The 25381-nt window shown below is 67.9% G+C and carries 24 protein-coding genes, 1 tRNA gene and 2 pseudogenes; 7 read left to right on the top strand and 20 right to left on the bottom strand.

What is annotated here, in order from left to right; all coding sequences use genetic code 11:
• Positions 1-167: 167 nt before the first annotated feature.
• From queF to yaaA, 4 genes are read right to left on the bottom strand one after another with little or no spacing between them, the layout of a single operon-like run.
• The gene (gene queF, locus AC3A6X_RS33960) at positions 168-1025 is read right to left on the bottom strand and encodes an NADPH-dependent 7-cyano-7-deazaguanine reductase QueF (protein ID WP_487846291.1); all 858 of its coding nucleotides are present in this window, start codon (positions 1023-1025) and stop codon (positions 168-170) included.
• Positions 1022-1915 carry an alpha/beta fold hydrolase gene (locus tag AC3A6X_RS33955; RefSeq protein ID WP_487846290.1) on the bottom strand — a complete coding sequence of 298 codons (894 nt, stop codon included), beginning with the start codon at positions 1913-1915 and terminating at the stop codon, positions 1022-1024. Before AC3A6X_RS33955 ends, queF begins: the two co-directional genes overlap by 4 nt.
• A 37-nt stretch (positions 1916-1952) precedes the next feature.
• Entirely contained in the window at positions 1953-2795 is an 843-nt protein-coding gene (locus tag AC3A6X_RS33950; protein WP_487846289.1) for a 2OG-Fe(II) oxygenase, read from the bottom strand.
• Positions 2792-3577, bottom strand: coding sequence for a peroxide stress protein YaaA (gene yaaA / locus AC3A6X_RS33945; protein WP_487846288.1), 786 nt, complete (start codon positions 3575-3577; stop codon positions 2792-2794). The genes AC3A6X_RS33950 and yaaA overlap by 4 nt, the downstream gene beginning before the upstream one ends.
• Before the next feature lie 87 nt (positions 3578-3664).
• Between yaaA and AC3A6X_RS33940 the strand changes: the two genes are divergently transcribed.
• The 3 genes from AC3A6X_RS33940 (at position 3665) to galU (ending at position 8586) form a co-directional block, all read left to right on the top strand.
• Complete coding sequence (locus AC3A6X_RS33940) at positions 3665-4642, top strand: MBL fold metallo-hydrolase (RefSeq protein WP_487846287.1); 978 nt, start codon at positions 3665-3667, stop codon at positions 4640-4642.
• A 93-nt stretch (positions 4643-4735) separates the two neighbouring features.
• A complete protein-coding gene (locus AC3A6X_RS33935; protein ID WP_487846286.1) occupies positions 4736-7606 on the top strand; it encodes a valine--tRNA ligase in 2871 nt (956 codons plus the stop codon).
• A gap of 89 nt (positions 7607-7695) precedes the next feature.
• On the top strand, positions 7696-8586 hold the full coding sequence (gene galU, locus AC3A6X_RS33930; protein WP_106558599.1) for a UTP--glucose-1-phosphate uridylyltransferase GalU: 891 nt from the start codon (positions 7696-7698) through the stop codon (positions 8584-8586).
• Here galU and AC3A6X_RS33925 read toward each other — a convergent pair.
• From AC3A6X_RS33925 to cysM, 4 genes are read right to left on the bottom strand one after another with little or no spacing between them, the layout of a single operon-like run.
• Positions 8567-9685 (bottom strand): SGNH/GDSL hydrolase family protein, encoded by a 1119-nt coding sequence (locus AC3A6X_RS33925; protein WP_487846285.1) that lies wholly within the window; start codon positions 9683-9685, stop codon positions 8567-8569. The two genes, galU and AC3A6X_RS33925, sit on opposite strands and share 20 nt — an antisense overlap.
• A 10-nt stretch (positions 9686-9695) precedes the next feature.
• Positions 9696-9923, bottom strand: coding sequence for a sulfurtransferase TusA family protein (locus AC3A6X_RS33920; RefSeq protein WP_106558597.1), 228 nt, complete (start codon positions 9921-9923; stop codon positions 9696-9698).
• A 40-nt stretch (positions 9924-9963) separates the two neighbouring features.
• On the bottom strand, positions 9964-10521 hold the full coding sequence (locus AC3A6X_RS33915; protein ID WP_487846284.1) for an NUDIX domain-containing protein: 558 nt from the start codon (positions 10519-10521) through the stop codon (positions 9964-9966).
• Between the two features lie 5 nt (positions 10522-10526).
• Positions 10527-11429: a cysteine synthase CysM gene (cysM, locus tag AC3A6X_RS33910; protein ID WP_487846294.1), complete on the bottom strand. Its 903-nt coding sequence runs from the start codon at positions 11427-11429 to the stop codon at positions 10527-10529.
• A gap of 51 nt (positions 11430-11480) precedes the next feature.
• On the opposite strand from cysM, the gene AC3A6X_RS33905 reads away from it, so the two are divergent.
• Positions 11481-11565: transfer RNA gene (locus AC3A6X_RS33905), tRNA-Leu, on the top strand.
• 92 nt (positions 11566-11657) lie between these two features.
• On the opposite strand, the gene rbp is transcribed toward AC3A6X_RS33905, so the two are convergent.
• The 7 genes and pseudogenes from rbp to gabT form a co-directional block, all read right to left on the bottom strand.
• Positions 11658-12047: an RNA-binding regulator gene (rbp, locus tag AC3A6X_RS33900; protein ID WP_487846283.1), complete on the bottom strand. Its 390-nt coding sequence runs from the start codon at positions 12045-12047 to the stop codon at positions 11658-11660.
• Between the two features lie 224 nt (positions 12048-12271).
• Positions 12272-12550, bottom strand: coding sequence for a hypothetical protein (locus AC3A6X_RS33895; RefSeq protein WP_106557841.1), 279 nt, complete (start codon positions 12548-12550; stop codon positions 12272-12274).
• A gap of 147 nt (positions 12551-12697) precedes the next feature.
• Positions 12698-13627 carry an amino acid ABC transporter substrate-binding protein gene (locus AC3A6X_RS33890; RefSeq protein WP_487846282.1) on the bottom strand — a complete coding sequence of 310 codons (930 nt, stop codon included), beginning with the start codon at positions 13625-13627 and terminating at the stop codon, positions 12698-12700.
• Between the two features lie 13 nt (positions 13628-13640).
• Positions 13641-14916: pseudogene (locus AC3A6X_RS33885) on the bottom strand (dicarboxylate/amino acid:cation symporter).
• Positions 14917-15001: 85 nt separating this feature from the next.
• On the bottom strand, positions 15002-15790 hold the full coding sequence (locus tag AC3A6X_RS33880) for a C45 family autoproteolytic acyltransferase/hydrolase (protein WP_487846293.1): 789 nt from the start codon (positions 15788-15790) through the stop codon (positions 15002-15004).
• Positions 15791-15805: 15 nt separating this feature from the next.
• On the bottom strand, positions 15806-17269 hold the full coding sequence (locus tag AC3A6X_RS33875) for an NAD-dependent succinate-semialdehyde dehydrogenase (protein ID WP_487846281.1): 1464 nt from the start codon (positions 17267-17269) through the stop codon (positions 15806-15808).
• Between the two features lie 20 nt (positions 17270-17289).
• Positions 17290-18592: pseudogene (gabT, locus tag AC3A6X_RS33870) on the bottom strand (4-aminobutyrate--2-oxoglutarate transaminase).
• A 98-nt stretch (positions 18593-18690) separates the two neighbouring features.
• Between gabT and pdxR the strand changes: the two are divergent.
• Together pdxR and AC3A6X_RS33860 are read left to right on the top strand one after the other, a co-directional pair.
• The gene (gene pdxR / locus AC3A6X_RS33865) at positions 18691-20175 is read left to right on the top strand and encodes a MocR-like pyridoxine biosynthesis transcription factor PdxR (protein WP_487846280.1); all 1485 of its coding nucleotides are present in this window, start codon (positions 18691-18693) and stop codon (positions 20173-20175) included.
• Positions 20176-20320: 145 nt separating this feature from the next.
• Entirely contained in the window at positions 20321-20476 is a 156-nt protein-coding gene (locus tag AC3A6X_RS33860) for a hypothetical protein (protein WP_164255379.1), read from the top strand.
• A 208-nt stretch (positions 20477-20684) separates the two neighbouring features.
• Here the strand turns inward: AC3A6X_RS33860 and AC3A6X_RS33855 are convergent, their stop codons facing one another.
• Together AC3A6X_RS33855 and AC3A6X_RS33850 are read right to left on the bottom strand one after the other, a co-directional pair.
• Complete coding sequence (locus tag AC3A6X_RS33855) at positions 20685-21035, bottom strand: response regulator transcription factor (protein ID WP_487846279.1); 351 nt, start codon at positions 21033-21035, stop codon at positions 20685-20687.
• Positions 21036-21067: 32 nt separating this feature from the next.
• On the bottom strand, positions 21068-21952 hold the full coding sequence (locus tag AC3A6X_RS33850) for a S1C family serine protease (protein ID WP_487846278.1): 885 nt from the start codon (positions 21950-21952) through the stop codon (positions 21068-21070).
• A gap of 193 nt (positions 21953-22145) precedes the next feature.
• Between AC3A6X_RS33850 and AC3A6X_RS33845 the strand changes: the two genes are divergently transcribed.
• Entirely contained in the window at positions 22146-22496 is a 351-nt protein-coding gene (locus AC3A6X_RS33845) for an alpha/beta hydrolase (RefSeq protein ID WP_309967197.1), read from the top strand.
• A gap of 58 nt (positions 22497-22554) precedes the next feature.
• On the opposite strand, the gene AC3A6X_RS33840 is transcribed toward AC3A6X_RS33845, so the two are convergent.
• The 3 genes from AC3A6X_RS33840 to AC3A6X_RS33830 are packed head-to-tail and all read right to left on the bottom strand — an operon-like array spanning position 22555 to position 25360.
• A complete protein-coding gene (locus AC3A6X_RS33840; protein WP_487846277.1) occupies positions 22555-23136 on the bottom strand; it encodes a GNAT family N-acetyltransferase in 582 nt (193 codons plus the stop codon).
• A 20-nt stretch (positions 23137-23156) separates the two neighbouring features.
• Positions 23157-24416 carry a cation:proton antiporter gene (locus AC3A6X_RS33835; RefSeq protein WP_487846276.1) on the bottom strand — a complete coding sequence of 420 codons (1260 nt, stop codon included), beginning with the start codon at positions 24414-24416 and terminating at the stop codon, positions 23157-23159.
• A 20-nt stretch (positions 24417-24436) separates the two neighbouring features.
• Positions 24437-25360, bottom strand: a complete 924-nt coding sequence (locus AC3A6X_RS33830) for an SDR family oxidoreductase (protein WP_487846275.1) — start codon at positions 25358-25360, stop codon at positions 24437-24439.
• Positions 25361-25381: the final 21 nt, after the last annotated feature.

Raw genomic sequence — 25381 nt, 5'->3', positions numbered from 1 at the left:
CACCCACCACAACCACAGCCATCAAAACCCCTGAGAGCCTCAACAACCCGCCGTCTTGAGCGGAGCCCTCGATTATGCCACGGTTTTTAGCCAATGCGCAATCTGGCTCGACTTTTTCGCGTTCGACCCACTCAACGCAAGACCCGGACTGCGCCCCCACCTTCCTCCTATTGCCGCGCCATCCTGGTGTTCGACGGCAACGCCTGCGGCCAACTCGTGCGAAACGGATTGATGTCCAGCCCACCGCGCCGCGTGTAGCGCGCGTAGACAGCCAACTTCGTCGGCTGGCAGCGGCGCCAGATGTCCCAGAACATGCGCTCGGCGCAAGGCTCATGGAACTCGTTGTGATTGCGAAAGCTCACGATGTACGCCAGCAGTCCTGCCTGGTCGATCGGCGGCCCGCTGTAGCGGATCTGAACGCTGCCCCAGTCGGGCTGTCCCGTCACCAGGCAGTTGCTCTTGAGCAGCCGGCTGCTCAGGGCCTCGGTCACAGGAACCTGCGTCGCGTCGCTGGACAGTAGTTCGGGCGCGGGCTGGTACTGCGCGCACTCGATGTCGAGCCGATCGAGATCGAGACCATCGAGTTCATGGATCTGCTCGCGCTCGAACATCTCGGGGGCCATCAGCTTGACCCCGATGCCCTCCGCCCGCTCGCTGCCCCGCCAGACCGCTTCGCTCAGATCGGCGCGCAGCCGCCCACGCACAGCCTCCGCATCGGCGAAGACGGTGCTGTTGAAGCTGTTGAGATAGAGCTTGAAGGACTTGCTCTCGATGATGTTGGGCGTCTCGCAAGGCACCGTGAAATGCGCGATCGCCAGCTGCGGCTTGCCGCGCGGATTGAGCCAGCTCAGCTCGAAGGCCGTCCACAGGTCCGCACCGAAGAATGGCAGCGGCCGGGTCGCGATCCCCATGGCTTCGCGCTGCGCGGCGCGCGGAATCGGAAACAGAAGGCCAGGGTCGTAGCGGTCGGCATAGGTCGAGGTGCGCCCCAGCTGCGATTGTTCAGGTGTGTTGTCGAGGCTCATGCCCACTTCTCGGCGGTCTGCATAAAAGGAATGATGTGCCGCAGCAGGATGTCGCAAACCGGCGGTGGCAAGTCGTGGCCCATGCCGGGCACCGAGACGAATTGCGCGCCCGGAATGCGGCGCGCCGTGTCCTGGCCGCACGCGATGGGTACCAGCGGATCCGCGTCCCCATGCAGGACGAGCGTTGGGCTGGAGATGCGTCCCAGCAACGCGTGTCGGCCGCTGTCGGCCCCGATTGCAAGCATTTGCCGCACGATTCCGCCCGGCCGGTAGGCGCGGCGCAGGCCGCGGGCAATGCGCTCGGTCACGGTCCTTTCGTCCTGTGGGTAGGCGGGGCTGGCAATCAGCCGAACGACGCCGAGGCTGTGCGCCATCAGCGCGGCCTCTGTCCGGCTGGCCGGCCGGCGCATCAACGCAGCAGCCACGTCGGGGCGCGGCCCCGGCAGGTTGCGCGCACCACTCGAGCTCATGATGCTGACCAGGCTCGCCGCGCGCTGCGGCGCGCCGATGGCCAGGCGCTGGGCGATCATGCCGCCCATCGATGCGCCCACCACATGGGCGCGCCGGATTCCCAGGGCATCGAGTACGCCGAGCGCATCGTCGGCCATGTCCTGCAGCGAATAGGCCGAGCGCACCGGCAGCCCGATGCGATGCCGTACGCTCTGCCAGACGAGGTTGCCGGCACCCGCCTCGTCGAAGCCCTGGCTCAGTCCGATGTCCCGGTTATCGTGGCGCACGACCCGAAAGCCGGCATCGACCAGCGTCCGCACGAAGTCCTCGGGCCAGGCGATCAGTTGCATGCCCAGCCCCATGATCAGCAGGACCACCGGCCGGCCTTCCCCGCCGCTGTCCTCGACCTCGATCTGAATACCGTTGGCTGTGAGTTTCATGACTTGGCGGTCCGCTCTTTGCAAGCAGGCGCGGTGCCTAGCGGAACTCGCGCTCGCGCAACCACTTGGTGGCCACCCATTTCTCGCCTGCCAGCACCGGCGCGCCACCATGCAGGGTGTGCGTCGCCGGATCCGGCCGCTCGTAGCTGAAGAAGACGCCGGTGCCGCGCTTGGGCGCGACTTCGAGGCCCACGTCGGGGAAAGTCGTCGCGCCGCCCAGCTCGGGCTCCTGCAGGTACATCACCAGCGTGGCCAAGCGTTGGCCCCCGCGGCGCAGGATGGTGGGCGTGCCGGGCTCGCCGGGGTCGAAGTAATCGTAGTGCGGCCGGTATTGGGCGCCCGGCGCGTAGCGCAAGACCTGCAAGCCCTCCCCGAACTCGAGCGGCCAGCGCAGCAGCGCGGCGATACGCTGCTCCAGGCGTGCGACGACGGGGTTCTCCCCGCGCTCGAAGAACATGCCGTCGCTGGTGCGATCGACGTTGAGCGCCTCGCCGCCCGTCTTTGTCTCGACGGTGAGGGACCGTGCGAGCCGCTGCCGCGCCGCTTGGATCAGGGCCTCGCATTCCTCGTCCGAGACCAAGTCGCCGAACACCAGGACCCGCGGATGGCGCAGGGTCTGGAGCACCTGCACGCGGCGGTCGCCGGTATCGATGTACAAGGGCGCGTTCGACAGATCCGGCCCCGGCATCGAGGCGCGTGCAGGCGCGGCGGCAGCGAGGCCCGCGGCCTGCGCCTCGACCTCTGCGAGCGCCGCGTCCGCCGCATCGTCGTGCCAGCCCGCTTCGCGCATCGAGGCACGCAGGCTCGGGATGGAATGCCCGGCCGCGAGTTGGGCGACAACCCATTCGCGCAGTTCGGGACTGATGGCTTGACCCGTCACGCTGATCTCCTTCGAAAAACGAAGCGCTCCGGCGCCGAGGCCTTCGCGTCGAAGACGTAGCCTTCGAGATCGAACTTCTCCAGCGCCCTGGGCGTGGAGGCCTTGTGCAGCACGGCCCAGCGCGCCATCAGGCCACGGGCCCGCTTGGCGAAGAAGCTGATGACCTTGTACTTGCCGTTCTTCCATTCCTCGAACACGCACTCCACCACGCGCGCCTTGAGCACGCTCAGATCGACCGACCTGAAGTACTCCTGCGAGGCCAGGTTGATCACGACCGGCGTGCGGTCCGCCGCCAGACGCTGGTTCAGGTACTCGGCAATGCGCGAATTCCAGAAGGCGTAGAGATCCTTGCCGTGGCGGTTGGCCAACTGCGTGCCCATTTCGAGCCGGTAGGGCTGCAGCCGGTCCAAGGGGCGCAGCACGCCATAGAGGCCGCTCAGGATGCAGATGCGTTCCTGCGCCCAGCCGAGCTGGCCCGGGCTCAGCGTCTTCGCGTCGAGGCCGCCGTAGACGTCGCCGTCGAAGGCCAGTGCGGCCTGCTTCGCGTTGCCGACCGTGCCTTTGGAAGCCCAGGCTCCATAGCGCGCCACGTTCAGCGCCGACAGCTTGTCCGACAGCCGCATGAGCTCGGCGATCTGCTGCGGCGACTTTTCGCGCAGGATCTTGATCAGCTCGGCCGAGGGGCCTCCGGGTCCCTCGAAGTGCGGCTGGGTGGCGGGCAGGGTGTCAGGCACGGGGGTTTCGTAATCGAGCGACTTGGCCGGGGAGAGCAAAAACAGCATCCGCGAATTATCCGCGGGGCCGAAGCGAGGCGGCGCGAAGGCGGTTAGAGTCCGGCCTGCATCGCAACCCACCCCGAGGAGATCCCGATGAAGGTTGTCCCGCTGGCGCGAACCCGCGCTCTCGTCTTTGCCGCCGCCTGTGCCTGGGCCGCAGCCTGGGCGCCCACCACGGCGCAAGCCGCGGCGCCCCTCGCCAAGGAAGCTGCCCCCGGCTTCTACAGCGTCATGGTCGGCGACTTCCAGGTGACGGCCCTGTCGGACGGCACGGTCGCGCTCCCTGTGGACAAGCTGCTGACGCGCACCACGCCCGAGCAGGTGAAAAAGACGCTGGCCCGGTCGTACCTCCAGAGCCCGCTCGAGACCTCGGTGAATGCCTACCTCGTCAACACCGGCGAGAAGCTGGTGCTCATCGACACCGGCGCCGGCGGCCTGTTCGGCCCGACGCTGGGCAAGCTGGCCGCCAATCTCAAGGCGGCCGGCTATCAGCCCGATCAGGTCGACGAGATCTACATCACCCACCTGCACCCCGACCACGTCGGTGGCCTCGCCGTCGACGGCAAGCCCGTCTTCGCGAACGCGACGGTGCGCGCCGACAAGCGCGATGCCGACTACTGGTTGAGCCAGGCCAACATGGACAAGGCGCCCGCCGATGCCAAGGATTTCTTCAAGGGCGCCATGGGCTCGCTCAACCCCTATGTCAGCGCCGGCAAGTTCAAGCCCTTCGATGGCGACACCGACCTGGTGCCCGGCATCAAGGCCAAAGCCGCCTACGGCCACACGCCGGGCCACAGTCTCTACGTCGCGGAGAGCAAGGGGCAGAAGATGGTGTTCTGGGGCGACCTGATGCACGTGGCCGCCGTCCAGTTCGAGAACCCGTCGATCACCATCCAGTTCGACACCGACTCGCGGCCGGCCGCCGCGCAGCGCCGAAAGGCCTACACGGAGGCCGCTGCCCAGGGCTACCCGGTGGCCGGCGCGCACATCCCCTTCCCCGGCATGGGCCGGGTGCGCGCGCAAGGCAACGGCTACATCTGGATCCCGGTCAACTACGCGCCCGGGCGCTGAACCCCCGGACCGGCCGCGCTCGAATAAAATCGAAGGCTCCCCCAACCCACCCGAACGGCATCCTGCGGGATGCCGTTTTCGTCTTTGCACCCCATGAGCGACACCTTGTCCCAGCCCGGCCTCGAGAGCCTGTCCAAATCCTTCGAACCCGCCGCCCTCGAGGCGCACTGGGGTCCCGAGTGGGAGCGGCGCGGCTACGCGGTCGCAGGCTTCCGCGGCACGGGCCAGCCAAAGGAGGGCTCGCCCTCCTTCGCGATCCAGCTGCCGCCGCCGAACGTCACGGGCACGCTGCACATGGGCCATGCGTTCAATCAGACGATCATGGACAGCCTGGCGCGCTACCACCGCATGAAGGGCGACAACACGCTGTGGGTGCCGGGCACCGACCATGCCGGCATCGCGACCCAGATCGTGGTCGAGCGCCAGCTGCAGGAACAGAAGATCAGCCGCCACGACCTGGGCCGCAAGAACTTCGTGGCGCGCGTGTGGGAGTGGAAGCAGCAGTCGGGCAACACCATCACCAACCAGATGCGCCGCATGGGCGACACGGTGGACTGGAGCCGCGAGTACTTCACGATGGACGAGAAGCTCTCGAAGGTCGTCACCGACACCTTCGTGCGGCTCTATGAGGAAGGCCTGATCTACCGCGGCAAGCGGCTTGTCAACTGGGACCCGGTGCTCAAGACCGCGGTGAGCGACCTCGAGGTCGAGAGCGAGGAAGAGGAAGGCTTCCTCTGGCACATCGCCTATCCGCTCGAGGACGGCTCGGGCTCGCTCACGGTCGCGACCACGCGGCCCGAGACCATGCTGGGCGACGTCGCCGTGATGGTCCATCCGGAGGACGAGCGCTACATGGCGCTGATCGGCCGCAAGGTCAAGCTGCCGCTGGTCGACCGCCTGATCCCGGTGATCGCCGACAGCTACGTCGACAAGGAATTCGGCACCGGCGTGGTCAAGGTGACGCCCGCGCATGACCACAACGACTACGCGGTGGGCCAGCGCCATGGCCTGCCCATCATCGGCGTGCTGACGCTGGATGCCACCATCAATGACAACGCGCCCGAGAAGTACCGCACCCTCGACCGCTTCGACGCGCGCAAGTCGGTGGTGGCAGACCTTCAGGACTTGGGCCTCCTGGTCGAGACCAAGAAGCACAAGCTGATGGTGCCGCGCTGCGCGCGCACCGGCGCCGTGGTCGAGCCGATGCTGACCGACCAGTGGTTCGTCGCCATGACCAAGCCCGACGCCAAGGGCCAGTCGATCGCACAGAAGGCCATCGACGCGGTGCGCTCGGGCGAAGTGAGCTTCGTGCCCGAGAACTGGGTCAACACCTACAACCACTGGATGGAGAACATCCAGGACTGGACCATCTCGCGCCAGCTCTGGTGGGGCCACCAGATCCCGGCCTGGTACGACGCCGACGGCAAGGTGTACGTCGCGCGCAACGAAGCCGAGGCCAAGGCCCAGGCGCCCGGCAAGACGCTCACGCGCGACGAGGACGTGCTCGACACCTGGTACTCCGCGGCCCTGGTGCCCTTCTCCTCGCTGGGCTGGCCCGAGCAGACGCAGGACTACGACCTGTACCTGCCCTCCACGGTGCTGGTCACCGGCTACGACATCATCTTCTTCTGGGTCGCCCGGATGATCATGATGACCAAGCACTTCACCGGCCGGGTACCGTTCAAGCACGTCTACATCCACGGCCTGGTGCGCGACTCGCACGGCCACAAGATGAGCAAGTCCGAAGGCAACGTGCTGGACCCGGTGGACCTGATCGACGGCATCGCCCTGCCGGAACTGCTCGACAAGCGCGCCCAGGGCCTGCGCCGCCCCGAGACCGCGCCGACCGTGCGCAAGAACACGCAAAAGGAATTTCCCGACGGGATCCCCGCCTTCGGCGCCGATGCGCTGCGCTTCACCTTCGCCTCGCTCGCCTCGCTAGGCCGCAACATCAACTTCGACCCGAAGCGCTGCGAGGGCTACCGCAACTTCTGCAACAAGCTGTGGAACGCGACGCGCTTCGTGCTCATGAATTGCGAAGGCCAGGACTGCGGCCTGCGCGAGCACACCAAGCAGGAGTGTGCCCCGGGCGGCCCCGCCCACGGCTACCTGAAGTTCAGCCAGGCCGACCGCTGGATCGCCTCGCAGCTGCAGCGGGTCGAGGCCGAGGTGGCCAAGGGCTTCGAAGAATACCGGCTCGACAACGTCGCCAACGCGATCTACCAGTTCGCCTGGGACGAGTTCTGCGACTGGTACCTGGAGATCGCCAAGGTCCAGATCCAGCAGGGCGAGCCCGCGCAGCAGCGCGCCACCCGCCGCACGCTGATCCGCACCCTCGAGGCGCTGCTGCGCCTGGCGCATCCGCTGATCCCCTTCATCACCGAGGCGCTCTGGCAGAAGGTGGCACCGGTGGCCGGCCGCCCCGGCGAGTCGGTGATGATCGCGCCCTACCCGCAAAGCCAGCCCGAGAAGATCGACGCGGCGGCCGAGGCCCATGTCGCGCGCCTCAAGTCGCTGGTCGATGCGTGCCGCACGCTGCGCGGCGAGATGAGCGTCTCGCCCGCCATGCGACTGCCGCTCTATGCCGTGGCCGACACGGCGGATGGCAACGCGTTCGTGCGCGAGGCCGCGGCGGTGCTGCAGGCCCTGGCCAAGCTCAAGGAAGTGAAGGTCTTCGACGACGAGCCCGCGTGGGCCGCCGCGGCCGAGGCAGCACCCGTCGCCGTGGTGGGCGACGTGCGGCTGTGCCTGCACATGGAAATCGACAAGGCCGCGGAAAAAGCCCGCCTCGGCAAGGAAATCGCGCGCATCGAGGGCGAGATCGCCAAGGTCAACGGCAAGCTCGGCAACGAAGCGTTCGTCGCCAAGGCGCCGGCCGCAGTGATCGAGCAGGAGCGCAAGCGGCTGGCGGACTTCAGCGCCACCCTGGAGCGCCTGCGCGACCAGCTTGTGCGCCTCGGCTGACACATCCTGGACACGGAGAGCTTTAGTATTCGAGCTCGGCGCCGCCGCGCGCCGCCATCCTCCAATTCATCCGACCAGACGCTAAGCCCATGTCCACTTCCACCAAGCGCATCCGCAAGGCCGTGTTCCCCGTCGCCGGATTCGGCACCCGATTCCTGCCGGCCACCAAGGCACAACCCAAGGAAATGCTGCCGGTGGTGGACAAGCCGCTGATCCAGTACGCCGTCGAAGAGGCCTACGCCGCCGGCATCCGCGACATGATCTTCGTCACCGGCCGCAACAAGCGCGCCATCGAGGACCACTACGACACCGCCTACGAGCTCGAGAGCCAGCTCGAAGCCAGCAACAAGCTGGAGCTGCTCAAGATCGCCCATTCGGTGATGCCGGACGACATGACCTGCTCCTACGTGCGCCAGCCGCGCATGCTCGGCCTGGGCCATGCCGTGCTGTGCGCCGAGCACTTGGTCGGCGACGAACCCTTCGCCGTGCTGCTGGCGGACGACCTGATGGTCGGCCCGGAACACGGCGAACCCGTGCTGGCCCAGATGACGCGCGTCTTCGCACGGCTCGGCGGCTCGGTGCTGGCGGTGCAGGAGGTGCCGCTGGAGCATGTCAAGCGCTACGGCATCGTGGCCGGCGACCCGATCGAGGAAGGCCTGGTCAAGGTCAATCGCATGGTCGAGAAGCCCAAGCCCGAGGACGCGCCCTCGCGCCTCGGCGTGGCAGGCCGCTACATCCTGACTCCGGGCGTGTTCGACGAGATTCGCAACCAACCCAAGGGCGCCGGCGGCGAGATCCAGCTGACCGACGGCATCGCCTCGTTGATGAAGAAGGAAGCCGTCTACGCCTATTCGTACCAGGGCGTGCGCTACGACTGCGGCAGCAAGGAAGGCTTCCTGCAGGCCAGCGTCGAGCTCGCGCTCGCGCACCCGGAAGTCGGCGCCCAGTTCCGCGCCTACCTCAAGACCCTGGAGCTCTAGCCGGCTCGGCCGGCGCCGCCAGAGGCTCGAGGAAGCGACGCAGCTCCTCGTCGCCGATCGGCGTCAGCGGCAGGCCGAAGGCTTCATGCAGCCGCGCCACCAGCGCCTTCGCCCAGAGCGCGTTCCATACCAGACCTGGATGCAGGTCCGCGAGGAGCGCATTGCGCGGTTCGTCGCCGATCGTGTTGGTCACACGCAGTTCCGGGCCGATCTCGACCGTCTTGTAGTCCGGCTTGCCCTCAGCGTTGCGCGAGCCCCAGTGAGACTGAAACCAGGCCAGGTCGTCGAAGTAGGCGAGCCGGGCGTCGCCCTCGGCCAGACGGCGAATGGCGGCATTGAAGCCATCGAGCGCGATCCGGATGTTGCGGGTCTCGGCCGCCGACTGCCAGCGCTCGAAGTTGGCGGGATCGTCCGCCTCGTTGCCGATGCCCACCAGCAGGATGCGCGTCGCCGGGTGCGAGGCATGGATCCGCCGGACCGCCGCGCCGATCTCGCCCGCGCAATAGGCGGTGGCCTCGCGCAGCTCGGGCGCATTCGGATCGCTCGCCTGCAGGTCCAGCAGCCCGCCCCAGTTGTTCAGGCCGATGCGGATCACCACCACGCCGCGTGCCCAGCGCTCCGGCTCCTGGTCCATCAGCGCGACGAGGCGCGGCGCCTGCCGGAAGCGCCCGCCCATCAGGTTCTTGCAGGCGGCGCCGGAGTTGGCGAAGTTGTAGAGGTAATCCTCTTTTTGCGGCGCACGCCCCCCCGACAAGCCTATCCATTCGCGCGCCAGCGCAACCACGCCGGGCCGGCCCCAGCGCACCCAGGGGCCGGGATCCAGCTGCTGGCCGCGCAGGCGCGCCAGCACCTCGATCCATTGAAAGGTGCGCGAACGCAGGCTGCCGCCGCGCTCGGTGGTGTCGGCGGGAAACCAGGCGCTGTCCTGGTAGGAGTGGCTGTTGGAATCGCCCAGCACCGCGAGCGGGATCGCACTGGACGAAACGGGACGAGAGGATGTGTCGTGCGGCATGCCGTCGCTCCACAAGCCCAGCGTGAGCGCCCCAGCCGCCAGGGCCAGCGCCAGGGCACCAGCAGCGAGGCGGGCGCTGCGCTTCACGACGGCACCGTCAACGGCGGCGCAGGACGTGGATGAAGTCGTCTCCCACGGTTTGCTGCTCGACCAGGTCGTTGCCGGTCTGACGTGCAAAGGCCTGGAAGTCGCGCACCGAGCCCGGATCGGTGGACACCACCTTGAGCAGTTGGCCGCTCTCCATCTCGTTGAGCGACTTCTTGGCTTTCAGGATGGGCAGCGGGCAGTTGAGTCCGCGGGTGTCGAGTTCTTTGTGGATGTCCATCGATGTTCCTTCTACCGGGCTGCCGGACGCTGCCGGAATTCTAGGAGGCTGCCGCCGCGTCGGGCGCGGGGGTTGCCGGTCGTGGCCATTCCATGAATTGCGGCTCGTGCCCCCGCGTGCGCAGCCAGTCGGCCAGCGCGTAGCCGGTCCCTGCCGGCCAGCAGCGCAAGGCGGCCAGGTCGTAGAGCCTGTAGTCGACCAGCTCCGGCGACAGCCGCACCTCGCCGTCGGCCACCGCGTGGTAGGCGATGATCACCTGGTTCATGCGCTGGAAGTCGTAGACGCCGACGAGGTTCAGCGCACTGGCATCGAGGTTCGTTTCTTCCTTGATCTCGCGCGCGATGCCTTCCTGCGGCGTTTCACCGGCCTCCATGAAGCCGGTGATCAGCGCATACATCTTGTGCGGCCACGCGGCATTGCGCGCCAGCAGCACCTGGCCGCGGTACTCGATGATCGCGGCCAGCACCGGCGTCGGGTTGTTCCAATGCGTCCAGCCGCAGGCCGGGCAGCGCAGGCGCGACTTCGGCCCGCCGTCCTCGGCCAGCTCGATGCGCGCGAGCGGCGTAGCGCACGTCGTGCAGAACTTGGGATCGACCATGGCGCTTACGCCGGGAACACGCCGGTCGACAGATAACGATCGCCGCGGTCGCAGACCACGAAGACGATGGTCGCGTTCTCCACCTTCTTCGCGATCTCGAGCGCCACCCACAGCGCGCCGGCCGACGAGATGCCCGCGAAGATGCCCTCCTCGCGCGCGAGGCGCCGGCACATCTCCTCGGCATGGTCCTGGCTCACGTGGACCAACTGGTCGACGCGGCTGGGCTCGTAGATCTTGGGCAGATACTCTTCGGGCCATTTGCGGATGCCCGGGATGCGCGAACCCTCCTCGGGCTGCGCGCCGATGATGCGCACCGCCGGGTTCTTCTCCTTGAGGAAATGCGAGACGCCGGTGATCGTGCCCGTGGTGCCCATCGCGCTCACGAAGTGCGTGATGCGCCCGCCCGTGTCGGCCCAGATCTCGGGCCCGGTGGTCTCGTAGTGGATGCGCGGATTGTCGGCGTTGGCGAACTGGTCGAGCACGCGGCCCTTGCCCTGCGCCACCATCTGTTCCGCCAGGTCACGCGCGTACTCCATGCCGCCGCTCTTGGGCGTGAGCAGCAGCTCGGCGCCGAAGGCCTTCATCGTCTGGGCGCGCTCGACCGAAAGGTCCTCCGGCATGATCAGCACCATGCGATAGCCCTTGATGGCCGCGGCCATCGCGAGCGCGATGCCGGTGTTGCCCGAGGTGGCCTCGATCAGCGTGTCGCCGGGCTTGATCTCGCCGCGCTCCTCGGCGCGCTTGATCATCGAGAGTGCCGGCCGGTCCTTGACCGATCCGGCCGGGTTGTTGCCTTCCAGCTTGCCCAGGATCACATTGCCGCGCTTCGAGTTCTCGGCTGCATCGATGCGCTGCAGCGCGACCAGCGGCGTCTTGCCGATCGCATCCTCGATCGTCGGGTAGTTCACATTTGCCATGCCAGGCACTGTGCCATAATTTTGAGCTCCCTTCCTTCCCCTGCCCGGGTGGTGAAATTGGTAGACGCAGGGGACTCAAAATCCCCCGCCGCAAGGCGTGCCGGTTCGATTCCGGCCCCGGGCACCAAGCGACGCTGGCACCTGTCGCTTCCCTGAGAACACAGCACCAAGTAAAAAAGGCTCCCGAGGGAGCCTTTTTGTGCTGATGCCTGCAGGCGATCAGTAGCCGCCGCGGCCACCGCCGCCGTAGCCACCGCCGCCGCTGCGGCCGCCACCACCACCGTAGCCGCCACCGCCACCACCGTAGCCGCCGCCACCGCTGCGGCCACCGCCGCCGCCGCCGAAGCCGCCCGAACGGGGCTCCATCGGACGGGCTTCATTGACGGTCAGGGCGCGGCCTTCGAGCTCTCGGCCGTTCAGGCCTTCGATGGCTGCGAGCGCTTCCGAATCGCTGCTCATTTCGACGAAGCCGAAGCCCTTGGAGCGACCGCTGTCGCGTTCCATCATGACCTTGGCACTAGCCACGTTACCGTAGGCACCAAAGGCCTGTTGCAGGGTTTCGTCGCGGACGGAGTAGGCGAGGTTGCCTACGTAAAGTTTCTTGCCCATGAAGGGACTCCTAATCAAACCAAAAAAACAATCGATGGAGTCCCAGGGTCACAACAAGCAAGGATGCGCAGTGGCGCGAAACTGAACCGATTACCGATACGAAGCCGCAAGCGGCGACGCCCCGGCATTGTCTCTCACATTTGTGGGTGTGGTCGAAATTCTGAGCAAGGGAAAAACCTAAGTCCTCAAAACGCCTGCCGGCGAGCCCCCAAACTCGCGTTTCTTCAGCCCTTGGCCTGCGCCTCCAGCCGGCGGTTGGCGTCCAGCGCGTAGAGCACGGCCTTCTCGTCCTGGTTCTTGCCCGACCCCTCCCCGATCGGCAGCTGTGCCGAGCCGTAGAGCTCGCGCTCCAGTCGCTTCGCACGCTCGGAGTACATGCGGGCCAGGGCACCGTGATGCTCGGCGGCGGCCTGGTGCTCGATGCGCGCGAGGTGCGCTTCCTCGAGCAGGGCCATGACGCGCCGCAGATGACCGTTTCGATTGGGCTGGAAAAAACTGAACATCGGACCCTCCATCGGAAGCCAACAGGAACTCTTTTTAGCTTCAGTCGACCAGGCGGCGCTGTAGGTGCAAGCGCTCTTGTTGTTTTTAAGTCATGAATTAGTTCTCAGTTTTGCCGAAATCTCGACGGCCGCCATCCTCCAAAAGAGTTACTCCGCCTTCACGGCCATGGTTTGGAGGATGGTTTCCAGCTGCGGGCTCATGGGCAGGTCGATGCTGGTGGTGCTCAGGGGCAGCTTGCGCAGGAACCAGCGCTTGTACTGGCGCTCGATCTCGCCGTCCTGCGCCAGGAACTGGAAGGTGTCGTTGACCACCTTGGCCAGTTGCGGGTCGTTCTTGCGGTACATGATCCCGTAGGGGTCGTAGGACAGGAAGTCGCCCACCACCTGGTACTCCCCCTGGACCTTGCCCTTGTTCTGCGCGATCAGCCCGTAGAGCAGCACGTCGTCCGTTGCAAAGGCATCGGCGGCGCCATTGACCACCTGCGCGAAGGACTCCGCATGGTCGCGCTGCACCAGCAGGTTCAGGTTGAGCTTGAACTTCTGCGACAGCGCCTGCATCGTCTGCTCGTTGGTGGTGCCGCGCGTGACGGCCACCCGCTTGCCCGCCAGTTCCTTGAAGTCGCGGATCGGCGAGCCTTTCTTCACCAGCAGCTTGGTGCCCGAAACGAAGATCGTGGGCGAGAAGGCCACGCGCTTCTGGCGCTCCAGGTTGCTGGTGGTGGAGCCGCATTCGAGATCCACCTGGCCCTTCTCCACCGCGTCGATGCGCGACTCGGAGGTCACCGGCGCCCACTTGATCTCCAGGCTCTTGTGCACCGCTTCCTCGATGGCGGTCACCAGCGATTTGCACAGCTCGACGGAATAGCCGATGGGCTCGTTGCGCGACGAAAGGTAGGAGAACGGGACGGACGACTCCCGGTAGCCCAGCGTGATGGCGCCAGCCTCGCGCACCTTGGCCAGGGTGCCGGTGAGCGCAGCAGGCGCGCTGGGCGTGGGCTCGGTCTGGGCCTGGGCCAGTGTCGCGAACAGAACCCCGGCCACCAGCAGCGACAACGAGCGCGAAGGTTTCGGCTTCATGGCCGTTGCTCCTTCAAGCGTGCACCGGATGCGCCAGCGTCGCTGCGCGCTCGGCATCCAGCGCCTTCTCGTTGGCCGCGGCGTCGCTCTCGGACAGGAGCTCGCCCTCCCATTTGGCCACCACGGCCGTGGCGATGGAGTTGCCCACCGCATTGGTGGCCGAGCGGCCCATGTCGAGGAAAGTGTCCACCCCCAGGATCAGCAGCAGGCCCGCCTCCGGGATGTTGAACTGGTTCAGCGTCGCGGCAATGACCACCAGCGAGGCCCGCGGCACGCCGGCCATGCCCTTGGAGGTCAGCATCAGGATCAGCAGCATGGTGATCTGGGTGCCCAGGGACAGGTGGATGTCGTAGGCCTGGGCGATGAACAGCACCGCGAAGGTGCAATACATCATGGAGCCATCCAGGTTGAAGGAATAGCCCATGGGCATGACGAAGCTGGAGATCTTGCGCTTGACGCCGAAGCGGTCGAGCGCGTCGAGGATCTTGGGGTAGGCCGCCTCGGAGCTGGCCGTGGCGAAGGACAGCAGGAAGGCCTCCTTGATCAGCACCAGCAGCTTGATGATGCGCGGGCCGAGGAAGAGGAAGCCGGCCAGCACCAGGATGCCCCACAGCACGAACAGGCCCAGGTAGAAGTCGCCCATGAAGACGGCGAACTTGAGCAGGATCTCCAGCCCGTTGACAGCCACGGTGGCGGCCATCGCGGCCATCACTGCCAGCGGCGCGAGCTTCATGACGTAGCCGGCTGATCTTGAGCATGGCATGCGACAGCTCGTCGATCGCGTTGACCAGGGTCCTCGCCTTGTCGCCCAGCGAAGCGAGCGCGACGCCGAAGAACATCGAGAAGACGACGATCTGCAAGATCTCGTTGTTGGCCATGGCCTCCGCGAAGCTCTTGGGCACCAGGTGGCTCACGAAGTCCTTCAGGGTGAACTTGGAGGTGGCCAGGTTGGCCGAGGCGCCGATGTCGGGCAGGGGCAGCCCGAGGTTTTTGCCGGGCTCCAGCAGGTTGGCCATGATCAGGCCCAGCACCAGCGAGACCAGCGAGGCGGTGATGAACCAACCCAGCGCCTTGCCGAAGACGCGGCCCACCGAGGCCGCGTCGCCCATGTGGGCGATGCCCACCACCAGCGTGGAGAACACCAGCGGGCCGATCAGCATCTTGATCAGCCGCAGGAACACGTCCGACATGATGGAGATGTAGCCGGCGATCTGCGCGGCGACCTTCTTGTCCGGGAAGTTGATGAAGATCATGTAGCCGATCACGATGCCGATCACCATCGCGATCATGATCCAGGCTGCCGGGGGCAGGCCTTTCTTCTGGGCGGGGCTGTTCATGGGACGTTTCTCCTCAAAAGATGAGCATTCGAACTTCTCAACTCCGTGATTCGGTCAGCAGCTGCGCAAGGGCGGCCTCGTCCGGGTCCGGCGGTGCCTCGGCCCCCGGCGTGTAGACGATGTCGCGCCGGCCTTCGGCGAATGTAGCGAGGGTCTGCGGCCAGCGCACGCCCTGCCACAACAATTCCATGCGGCCGCTGGCCGGCCGGTAAGCCACGCCGTAGAGCGTGCCGTAGCCACGCAGGTAGGCCGACTGGTAGAGCGGCCGCTGCAGCAAGGCGCCGATCGCGTCCTCCAGGGTGCCGGGTCCATCGACCTGCTTCTGCAGCCGCTCCAGCCGCTCGGCCCCATGTGTCGCGCGCGCATGCTCGGGCCATTCGATGCGGTGCTGGAAATTCGTGACGGCCTTGCGGCGCGTGACCTCTGCCGGGCGGTCCGGGCCCACGAACACCGTGGCCCACTCGGCTCGGCGGTCGAGCACGGTGATGCTGTAGGGCATGCTGACCGGCACGCGCTGCAGCAGGGCCACCGCCTCGCCCGTGCTCTGCGCGATCTCCAGCACATAGCGCAGCACCAGCGGGATGCCGAGGCCCGTGCCCGAGACGGTGCTGCCGCCGAAGGACAGCGAGGCCGCCACGCCGGCCTCGTTCTGGCCGTCGAGCGCGCCCCAGATGCAGTCGCCCATGGCCGCGACCCGCTGGACTTGCCAGCGCGTGGCCAGCCAGCTGCCTTCGAGCAGCGCGGGCGCGAAGTCGTAGTTGCGCAAAAGCGCGGGCTCTTCCTTGCCCGCCGGGTCAATCCACACGGCCTGCGAGCAGCCGACGATGTAGGGCGGCGGGCCTCATTTGTCCAGCCCCGCCAGACAGACGTACTTGATCTCGAGGAACTCGTCGAGACCGTACTTCGAGCCCTCGCGCCCCAGCCCCGACTGCTTGACGCCGCCGAAGGGCGCCTCGGCAGTGGAGATCAGCCCGGTATTGACGCCCACCATGCCGGACTCGAGCTGTTCGGCCACGCGCATGATGCGGCCGATGTCGCGGCTGTAGAAGTACGAGGCCAGGCCGAACTCGGTGTCGTTGGCCAGCGCGATGGCCTCGGCCTCGGTGTCGAAGGCGAAGACGGGCGCCAGCGGGCCGAAGGTTTCTTCGTGCGCAACCAGCATGTCGGGCGTGGCGCCGGCCACCACGGTGGGCTCGTAGAAGCGGCCGCCCAGCGCATGGCGCTTGCCGCCGGTGAGCACCTTGCCGCCCTTGGCCACCGCATCGGCCACATGCTCTTCGATCTTGGCTACCGCCTTGTCGTCGATCAGCGGGCCCTGGGTGACGCCCGGCTCCACGCCGTTGCCGACCTTGAGCGCGCGCACCCGCTCCACCAGCTTGTCGGTGAAGGCGGCCAGCACGCCCTTCTGTACGTAGATGCGGTTGGCGCAGACGCAGGTCTGGCCGGTGTTGCGGTACTTGGAGACCATCGCGCCCTCGACCGCGGCGTCGAGGTCGGCATCGTCGAACACGATGAAGGGCGCGTTGCCGCCGAGCTCGAGCGAGAGTTTCTTGATGGTGTCGGCCGACTGCTTCATCAGCATGCGCCCGACCTCGGTGGACCCGGTGAAGGTGAGCTTGCGCACGATGGGGTTGCGCGTCATCTCGCCGCCGATCTTCGAGGCCGAGCCGGTGAGCACCGACAAGAGTCCCTTGGGCAGCCCCGCGCGCTGGGCCAGCTCCGCGAAGGCCAGCGCCGAGAAAGGCGTCTGCGTGGCGGGCTTGACCACCATCGCGCAGCCGGCGGCCAGTGCCGGGCCGGCCTTGCGCGTGAGCATGGCGGTCGGGAAATTCCAGGGCGTGATCGCCGCCGTCACGCCGATCGGCTGCTTGAGCGCGAGGATGCGGCGGTCGGCCGAGGGCGCGGGGATGGTGTCGCCGTAGACGCGCCGCGCCTCGTCGGCGAACCAGTCGATGAAGGAGGCCGCATAGGCGATCTCGCCCTTGCTCTCGGCCAGCGGCTTGCCCTGCTCGGTGGTCATGATGAGCGCCAGGTCGTCCTGGTTGGCCAGCATCAGGTCGTTGAGCCGGCGCAGGATCGCGGTGCGCTCCTTGGCAGGGCGCCGGGCCCATTCGCGCTGCGCGAGTTCGGCTGCGGCAATGGCGCGCTGCGTCTCTTCGGCGCCGCACATCGGCACGGTGCCGATCCGCTCGCCGTTGGCCGGGTTGGTGACCGGGACGGTCTCGCGCGTGTCCGCGTCGATCCATTCACCGGCCAGGAAGACCTGCTGGCGCAGGAGGGAGGGGTCTTTCAGATTGAGTGTCATACGGTCCAATGCCTCCTGTTTCAAGCTTGCATCGCGGCGGCCAGGATGTCGAGGCCCTCCTCGAGCACCGATTCCTCGATGGTCAGCGGGAACAGGAAGCGGATCACGTTGGCGTACACGCCGCAGGTCAGCAGCAGCAGGCCGGCATCGCGGGCCCGGGCCTGGACCTGCTTGGTGAAATCGGGGTCGGGCTTGCCGTCCTTGCCGGCAAACTCCACGGCGACCATGGCGCCCAGGCCACGCACGTCGGAAATTTGCGGCACGCTCGCGCGCAGGGCGCCCAGCCGCGCCTTCAGGCGCTGGCCCAGGCGCTCGGCGCGTGGTGCGAGCTGCTCGTCTTCGATCACGTCGAGCACCGCATGCGCGGATGCGATCGCCAGCGCATTGCCGGCATAGGTGCCGCCGAGGCCGCCGGGCGCCGGCGCGTCCATGATCTCGGCGCGGCCCCACCACGCCCGACAGCGGCAGGCCGCCGGCCAGGCTCTTGGCGACGGTCATGAGGTCGGGCACCACGTCGTAGTGGTCCATCGCGAACAGGCTGCCGGTGCGGCCGAAGCCGGTCTGGATCTCGTCGGCGATCATCAGGATGCCGTGGCGGTCGCAGATCTCGCGCACCGCGCGCATGAACTCGGGCGGCTGGACATAGAAGCCGCCCTCCCCCTGCACCGGCTCGAGAATGATCGCCGCGACCTGCTCCGCATCGATGTCGGCCTTGAAGAGCCGGTCGATCGCGGCCAACGACTCCTCGACCGAGACACCGTGCAGCGCCACCGGCGCCGGCACATGGTAGATGCTGCCCGGGAAGGGGCCGAAGCCGCTCTTGTAGGGCGCGACCTTGCCGGTGAGCGCCATGCCCATGAAGGTGCGGCCGTGGAAGGCGCCGGTGAGCGCGATCACGCCCGGGCGGCGCGTGGCGCAGCGCGCGATCTTGATCGCGTTCTCCACCGCCTCGGCGCCGGTGGTGAAGAAGGCGGTCTTCTTGGGGTGGCTGCCGGGGGTGATGCGGTTGAGCCGCTCGGCCAGTGCAACCGCGCTCTCGTAGGGCACGACCTGGTAGGCGGTGTGGGTGAAGCGATCGAGCTGGCTGCGTACCGCCTCCATCACGCGCGGATGGCAGTGGCCGGTGTTGAGCACCGCGATGCCCGAGCCGAAGTCGATGAAGCGGCGCCCTTCCACATCCCACAGCTCGGCGTTGCGGGCGCGCTCGGCATAGAAGGGAAAGCCGATACCGACGCCGCGCGGCGTGGCGGCGACGCGGCGCTCGTCGATCCTGGCGTTGCTGGGCCGGGCGGCGGCGGAAGGGGCGACAGTGGCAGTGCTCATGGCGTTCCGTGCGAGCGCTGGAAGGCCCGCGTAGCTGTGGACCGCGCCAGTCTATGCAAGTATTGATCCTATAACCAGAACCAAGTAATCTCAATTTCATGGAACCAAGTCAAAGTGCTCCGCAGCTCGGGACCTCGGCCCTGCCCGACTTCGTGCTGCGCCACTTCGACCGGCAGTCCGACGACTACGACCACCTGCAGCTCTACCGCATCCTGCAGACCGGCATCCGCCAGTCGGCGCTGCAGGCCGGGCTGAAGCTGCCGCCCACGCGGGAGATGGCGCGCTCGCTCGGCATCGCGCGCAACACCGTGGTCCATGTCTACGAGCAGTTGGCGCTGGAGGGCTACGTGCAGGCCGGCGTGGGCCGCGGCACCTATGTGGCGCAGCTGGGCCTGCGTCCGGCCGAGCCGGCGCCGCGTGCGGCGCGCCGCGTGCTGCTCTCGCGACGTGGCGAAGACCTGGTCGAGCATGCCGGCGCCGCACGGCTGCAATGGGGCGCCTTCGCGCCCGGCGTGCCCGAGGTGCGGCTGTTCCCCACGCACATCTGGAACCGCCTGCAGAGCGGGCTCTGGCGCCGGGCGGCGCCCGAGCAGCTGACCTACGCGACCGGCCCCGGCGATGCCGGCCTGCGCCAGGCCATCGCCGAATACCTGCAAGGCACGCGCGGCGTGGCCTGCACCAGCGAGCAAGTGGTGATCACCAACGGCACGCAGCAGTCGCTGCTGCTGGTGGCGCAGCTGCTGGCCGACCCCGGCGACACCGTCTGGCTCGAGGACCCGGGCTACTGGGGGGCACGCAGCATGTTCCGCGCGATGGGCCTGAAGCTGCTGCCCGTGGGCGTGGATGCCGAGGGCCTCGCGCCCACGCCCCGGCAACTGCGCCGGCCGCCCCGGCTGATGTTCGTGTCGCCCTCGCACCAGTACCCCACCGGCGCGCTGATGAGCCAGCGGCGGCGCCGCCAGCTGCTGGACTATGCGGCGGCGCAAGGCGTGTGGGTGGTGGAGGACGACTACGACAGCGAATTCCGCTACGGCACCCGGCCGCTGCCGGCGCTGCAGGGCCTCGACGAGCAGGGGCGCGTGATCTACCTGGGCACCTTCTCGAAGACGCTGTTCCCCTCGCTGCGCGTGGCCTACCTGGTGCTGCCGCCGGACCTGGTGGAGCGCTTCGCGCGCGCGCTCAACGAGTTGTTCCGCGAAGGCCAGACCTTGCAGCAGGCGGTGCTCGCGCGTTTCCTGGCCGAGGGCCACTATGCGAGCCACATCCGCCGCATGCGGGCGGTGTACGGCGCGCGCCACGATGCATTGATCCATGCCATCCGGCAGCAGTTCGGCGATGCGCTGCCGGTGATTGGCGGCGATGCCGGCCTGCACCTGGTGCTGGGCCTGCCGAAGGGCGTGGACGACCAGGCCGTCGCGCACGACGCCGAGCGCGCCGGCGTCGCGACGCGGCCGCTGTCGATGTACTACGTGCGACCGGCGGCCGCCGAGAGCGGCCTGCTGCTGGGCTACGGCGCGGTGCGCGAAGAAGAGATCGGGACGAGCTTCGCACGCCTGGCCGGCGTGCTGCGCGCACACCTCTGAACAGCGACCCTGTCAGCCAATGCCGACGCCTATCGCCCGGATGCGGCGGACAAGTGCTGCCCCCGGCAGCCGACGAAGCACCGCGCCGCCAGCCGCTGGCTTCGGGAGCCGCTCGCGCCTATACCTGCAACATAGGAGGCGCGTCATGGACAAGATCATTCTGGATTCAGCGGGCGATGGCCGCGGCTACGAATGCCTCGGACTGAACGGCTCGCGCATCCTGACCCGCAGCCACGCGGAGGCCTGCTTCTGGCATTCGCTCGGCTACGTGGTGCTCCACTATTCGCATTGGGCGGCGTGAAGCGACGCGCATCGCTTTCAAGAAAGAGAACAAGCCATGCTGATCGTCATGAGAACCGTGCCCCGTGCGCAGGACGCGCGCCTGGTCATCGCCTGCATCCGCGCCTGCATCTGGGCGGCCGTCGAAGGACGTCCTTTCTGCCCACTGCCGTAGGAATGCGCGCGGCCCCGCCGCGCGAAGGCGCTCGCCCCTTCAAACGCTCGCCCGTTCAAAGGTGAATGACGCCGAGCCGCGCCGCCTGCGCAACCGCATCGGTACGGCCCGTCGCGTCGAGCTTGTCGATGAGCGAGCCGACATGGAACTTCGCCGTATGCACCGAGATGCCCAGGCGCCGCGCGATGAGCTTGTTCGATGCGCCCTCGGCAACCAGGGCCAGCACTTCCAGCTCACGCCGGGTCAGGGTCGAGTCCGTCGCCTCGGCATGCTGCGCCGCCTCGGGCAGGACCAGGGCCACGTCGGCGGCTTCGCCGCGCTCAGCCACGCGGATGTCCGGCGCCGCGGCCAGCGCGGCGAAGAGGCGCTGCGACAAGGCCTCGTCCTCGATCTCGAGCGCGACCACGATCGGCTTCATCGCGCCATTGTGGACTGCGCTCAATCGGCCGGCCTCTCGCCCACCGTGAGCTGCACCTCCACCGCTTCGCCGGCGCGCCGAAGCGACAGCGCGAGCACCGTGCCCACGCTGGCCGGACCCAGTGCGCGCAGCAGCAGCGGCACGCTGCGGATGGGCTGGCCGTTCATCGCCACGATGACGTCGCCCTGGCGAATGCCGGCCGCCGCACCGGGCCCCTGCTCCGCCACGCCCATCACCATTGCGCCGACGCTGCACGCATCCACGCGCACCGGCTGCAGGCTCAGGCCCAGGTAGCCGCGCGGCATGCGGCCGTGCGTCATGAGCTGCGTCGCCACGCGCTCGATCGTGGCCGCGGGGATGACCAGCACGCGCCGCCTGGGGCCGAACACCGCCATGCCCGCGGCCCGGCCCCTCGCGTTGAGCACGATGCCGCCCTCGGCGCCGAGCCGCAGCCGCAGGTCGAGCTCGATGCGCGCGTCGATCTCGCCGCCGCGCAGGCTGCGCCATGCCGGCCCGGCCAGCGAGACCAGCCCGCCCGCCACCAGCGGCAGGCCTTCGCGCGCGCCGAGCGCGATCACCATCTCGCCGGCACGCAGGGGCGCGGCATCGAAGACCACCGGCGCAGCGCTCGCGCCTTCGCAGCGCAGCAGCAGCACGTCGGTGGTGGGATCGCGGCCCGCCACCTTGGCTGCGACGGTCGTGCCGCCGGGCAGCACGAGCTCAGCCTCCTCGTCCTCCGGCAGTCCTTCATCGGAACTCACGATCCATCCGGGCTGCCAGACGAACCCGCTGGCGCGCGCGTGGCGCGTCTGGATGGCGAGCACGCCGGGCGCTGCGGCGCTCACCGCATCGGCCATCGCGGCCGAGATCTGTTCGAAGGCAGAGAAAGAAGAAGTGTTCGACATCGCAACTCCTGGGCTTGGCTTGCATTGTCGAAAGGCCGCGCGCGCTCGGCTACTGCCCGGTTGGGCAGGGCTGCCTTCGCAGCGCTCGATTGTTTCCAGCCTGAAAACACCGTGGTTCCAACAGCAGCGGTTTGAAGGAGGTCTTTGCAACCACACTTGATTTCATCGATCAACCCCATTCAAGGAACCCGAAATGAATGCCTCGAAGATCCTTACCGCAGCTGCCTTCTCGCTTCTGGCTGTCGCCGGGGCACAGGCCGAAACCTATGAAGGCGTGCATCCCCTGACCTCGGGCGCCACCCGTGCTGAAGTCGCCAGCGAGGCCGTCGCGGCCGCGCGTGCCGGCAATGCCTACAGCGATGTGGCCGGCGCCGGCGCCGTGGCCATCAACTCGACGGCCGATCGTGCACAGGTGTACCAGGAAGCCGTCGCAAAGGCGCACGATCCGTTCGCAAGCCTGGACCGCCGCGCCTTCTATCGCGACCAGGTGCCCGAGGCGTACAAGAAGCCCAAGGTGTCGTTCACGCGCCAAGCCGGCCTCTGAGTCCCGGACAAGACAAAAGCAAGAAGAAAGACGGGCCTCGCGGCCCGTTTTTCTTTGATCAGTCGTGCGCTGTTCCCACGGCGGCCAGCCACGCTTCCTTCGACAACCTGTAGAGCACATGCCGTAGAAGAGGATGGCCCGCGGGCACCAGCGGATGATCGAAGTCGTCAGCGGGTGCGTGCGTCATGCCAAGCCGCCGCATCACAGCTTGCGAGCGCGTGTTGGCCGGCACGGTGAAGGAGACGATCTCGTCGAGCGCGGCCGTCTCGAAACCAAACGCCAGCGCCGCACGCGCGGCCTCGCTCGCGAAGCCGCGGCCCCAGAAGTCCGGCGCCAGGCGCCACCCGATCTCCACGCAGGGCGTGAACGCCGCCGAGAAACCCGGGACCACCAGGCCCACCGCGCCGATGAAGGGCGCAACACCCGGCGCTTCCACCGCCCACAGCCCGAAGCCCTCGCGCTCGAAATGCGCGCCGATGCGCGCGACCATCGCGTCGCTCTGCTCACGGCTCAACCGATGCAGCAGGTACTGCGTCGCGCGCTCGTCCGCATTCAGGCGGGCGAAAGGCTCGAGGTCTTCCTCCCGCCAGGGGCGCAGGATCAGGCGGGGGGTGGTCAATCGCGCGGCGTGGTCAGACATGGGAAGGCGGTCTTGCTCGATCAGACCGGAGCACCGGCACCCGCGCCGCTCGCGCCGCGCGCACGCGTCACCCAATTGAAGAGCGGGGTCGCCATCAGCGTGGTGAGGATCGCCATCAGCACCAGGATCGAGAACAGGCCCGGCAGGATCACGCCCGCGTGCAGGCCGATGTTGATGATGATCAGCTCCATCAGCCCGCGCGCGTTCATCAGCGCGCCGATGGCGAGCGCGTCGCGCTGCGGCTCACCCGCCAGCCGCGCCGCAGCCCAGCAGGCGATGCCCTTGCCGCAAAAGGAGGCCAGCAGGATCGCGATCGCGCCGAGCAGGATGCCGGGCTCGAACAGCAGTGCGAGCCGGGTGTTGAGGCCCGAGTACGTGAAGAACATCGGCAACAAGAAGATCACGACGAAGGGCTGCAGCTGCTCGCGCAGTTTCTCGGTGAGCGGCCCGCGCGGCAGCACGGCGCCGAGCAGGAAGCCGCCGAAGACGGCGTGGATGCCGATCGCGTCCATCGCGAAGGCGCTCAGGCAGAAGAGCACCAGCACCAGCGCGAGCAGCGAAGAGGAGAGCGGCGCCTCGGGCCGCACATGGGCCGCGAGCCCGCGCAGCAGACGTGATCCGATGAAGATCATGAAAAGCGCATAGCCCACGCCGCCTCCGATCGCCGCATAGGCACCGCCCCAGGAGCCCCCAAAACTGGCGAGCACCACCGCCAGGATGCACCAGGCGGCCGCGTCGTCGACCGCGCCGGCCGTCAGCGCCAGCGTGCCCAGCGAGGTGCCAGCCAGGCCGCGTTCGTGGATGATGCGCGCAAGCATCGGAAAGGCCGTGATCGCGATGGCCGCACCGAGGAAGAGCGAGGCCTCCAGTGGCTTGGCGCGCGCCGAGAACAGCCCGGGGATCTGGTGCAGCCAGGGCACCAATGCGAAGGCCAGCACGAAGGGCACCAGGATGCCGGCCACCGATACCGAAGCGGCGCTCCTGAAGCGGCTCTTGAAGTGGTCGGCACGGAACTCGGTCCCCACGAGGAACATGTACATGCCCACGCCCAGCTGGCCGCCCACGTAGAGCATGCTCAGCGTTTCCTTGGGAAAGAGCGCGCGCTGGACTTCGGGGAACAAGAGGCCCAGCAGCGAGGGGCCGAGCATCACGCCGGCGATCATCTCGCCCACCACCTGCGGCTGGCCTAGGCGCTGCGCCAGGCGGCCCACGAGCTGACAGGCCGCGATGATCATGGCGACCTGCAGGAAGAAGTAGACGGACAGCTGGGTGGTAGGCATGGAGAGAACCTCGAAGCAGGTCAGGGCACCAGGCCCGCGGCAACAGTCGGATAAAGCAGGCGCACGCGCAGCTCGCGCTTGAGCCGCGTGTTGTCCAGCCGCCGCGATTCGCTCATGAAGCTCATCTGCGTCAGGGGCAGCTGCGCCTGGGCCTCCTCGCGCGAAATGCGCGGCGGGCGCGGCAGGCCGTAGAGGTCGGCCGCGAGGTCGATGTAGTCGCCGATCCTGAGCTCGCTGTCGTCGCTCACATGGAAGACGCGTTGCGGCCCGCCGCGCCACAGCGCGGCCACGCAGGCGCGCGCCAGGTCGTCGGCATGGATGTGGTTGGTGTAGACATCGTCCTCGGCGCGCAGAACCGGCGTGCGCTTGTGCAGCCGCTCGCGCGGCGTGCCGCCATCGCGGTCGGGCGCATAGATGCCGGGAATGCGCAGGATGCGCGCGGCCACGCCGGCACGGCCCAGCCAGCGCACGGCGCGCTCGGCATCGACGCGGCGGTGCGCGCGGGGCGTGTCGGGCCGCACGGCGCGCGTCTCGTCGATGCGCGCGCCGCCGCAGTCCCCATAGACGCCGCTGGTCGAGCCGTAGACCAGCGCAGCCGGCAGCGTGCGCAGACGCAGGGCGCGCACCAGCGCGGCGGTGCGCTCATCGCGCCACCAGCGCGCACCTTCCACGAGCGCGGGCGGCGCGAGGTGCAGCACACGCGTGGCCAGGCCGGACAGGCGGCGCAGCGTGGCGGCGTCGTCCAGATCGGCCACGATCGGCGTGAGGCCGGCCTGCCGCAAGGCAGCCACCCGCTCGGGCGAGGAAGTCAGCGCGATCAGCCGCACGCGGCCGCGCAGGGCGCGCGCCGCCCGCAGGCCCACGTCGCCGCAACCGACCACGAGCACGCGCTCGCGGCGGAAGCGGGTAGGCCTGCTACTGGGCGGGCTGTTGAATCCGGGCAAAATCAGTTCCCTTTTGCTGAA

The organism is Variovorax sp. Soil_C_12, from assembly GCF_057657375.1.
Note: the sequence above shows the minus strand (reverse complement) of the source record. Positions and strands in the feature narration are given on the sequence as shown.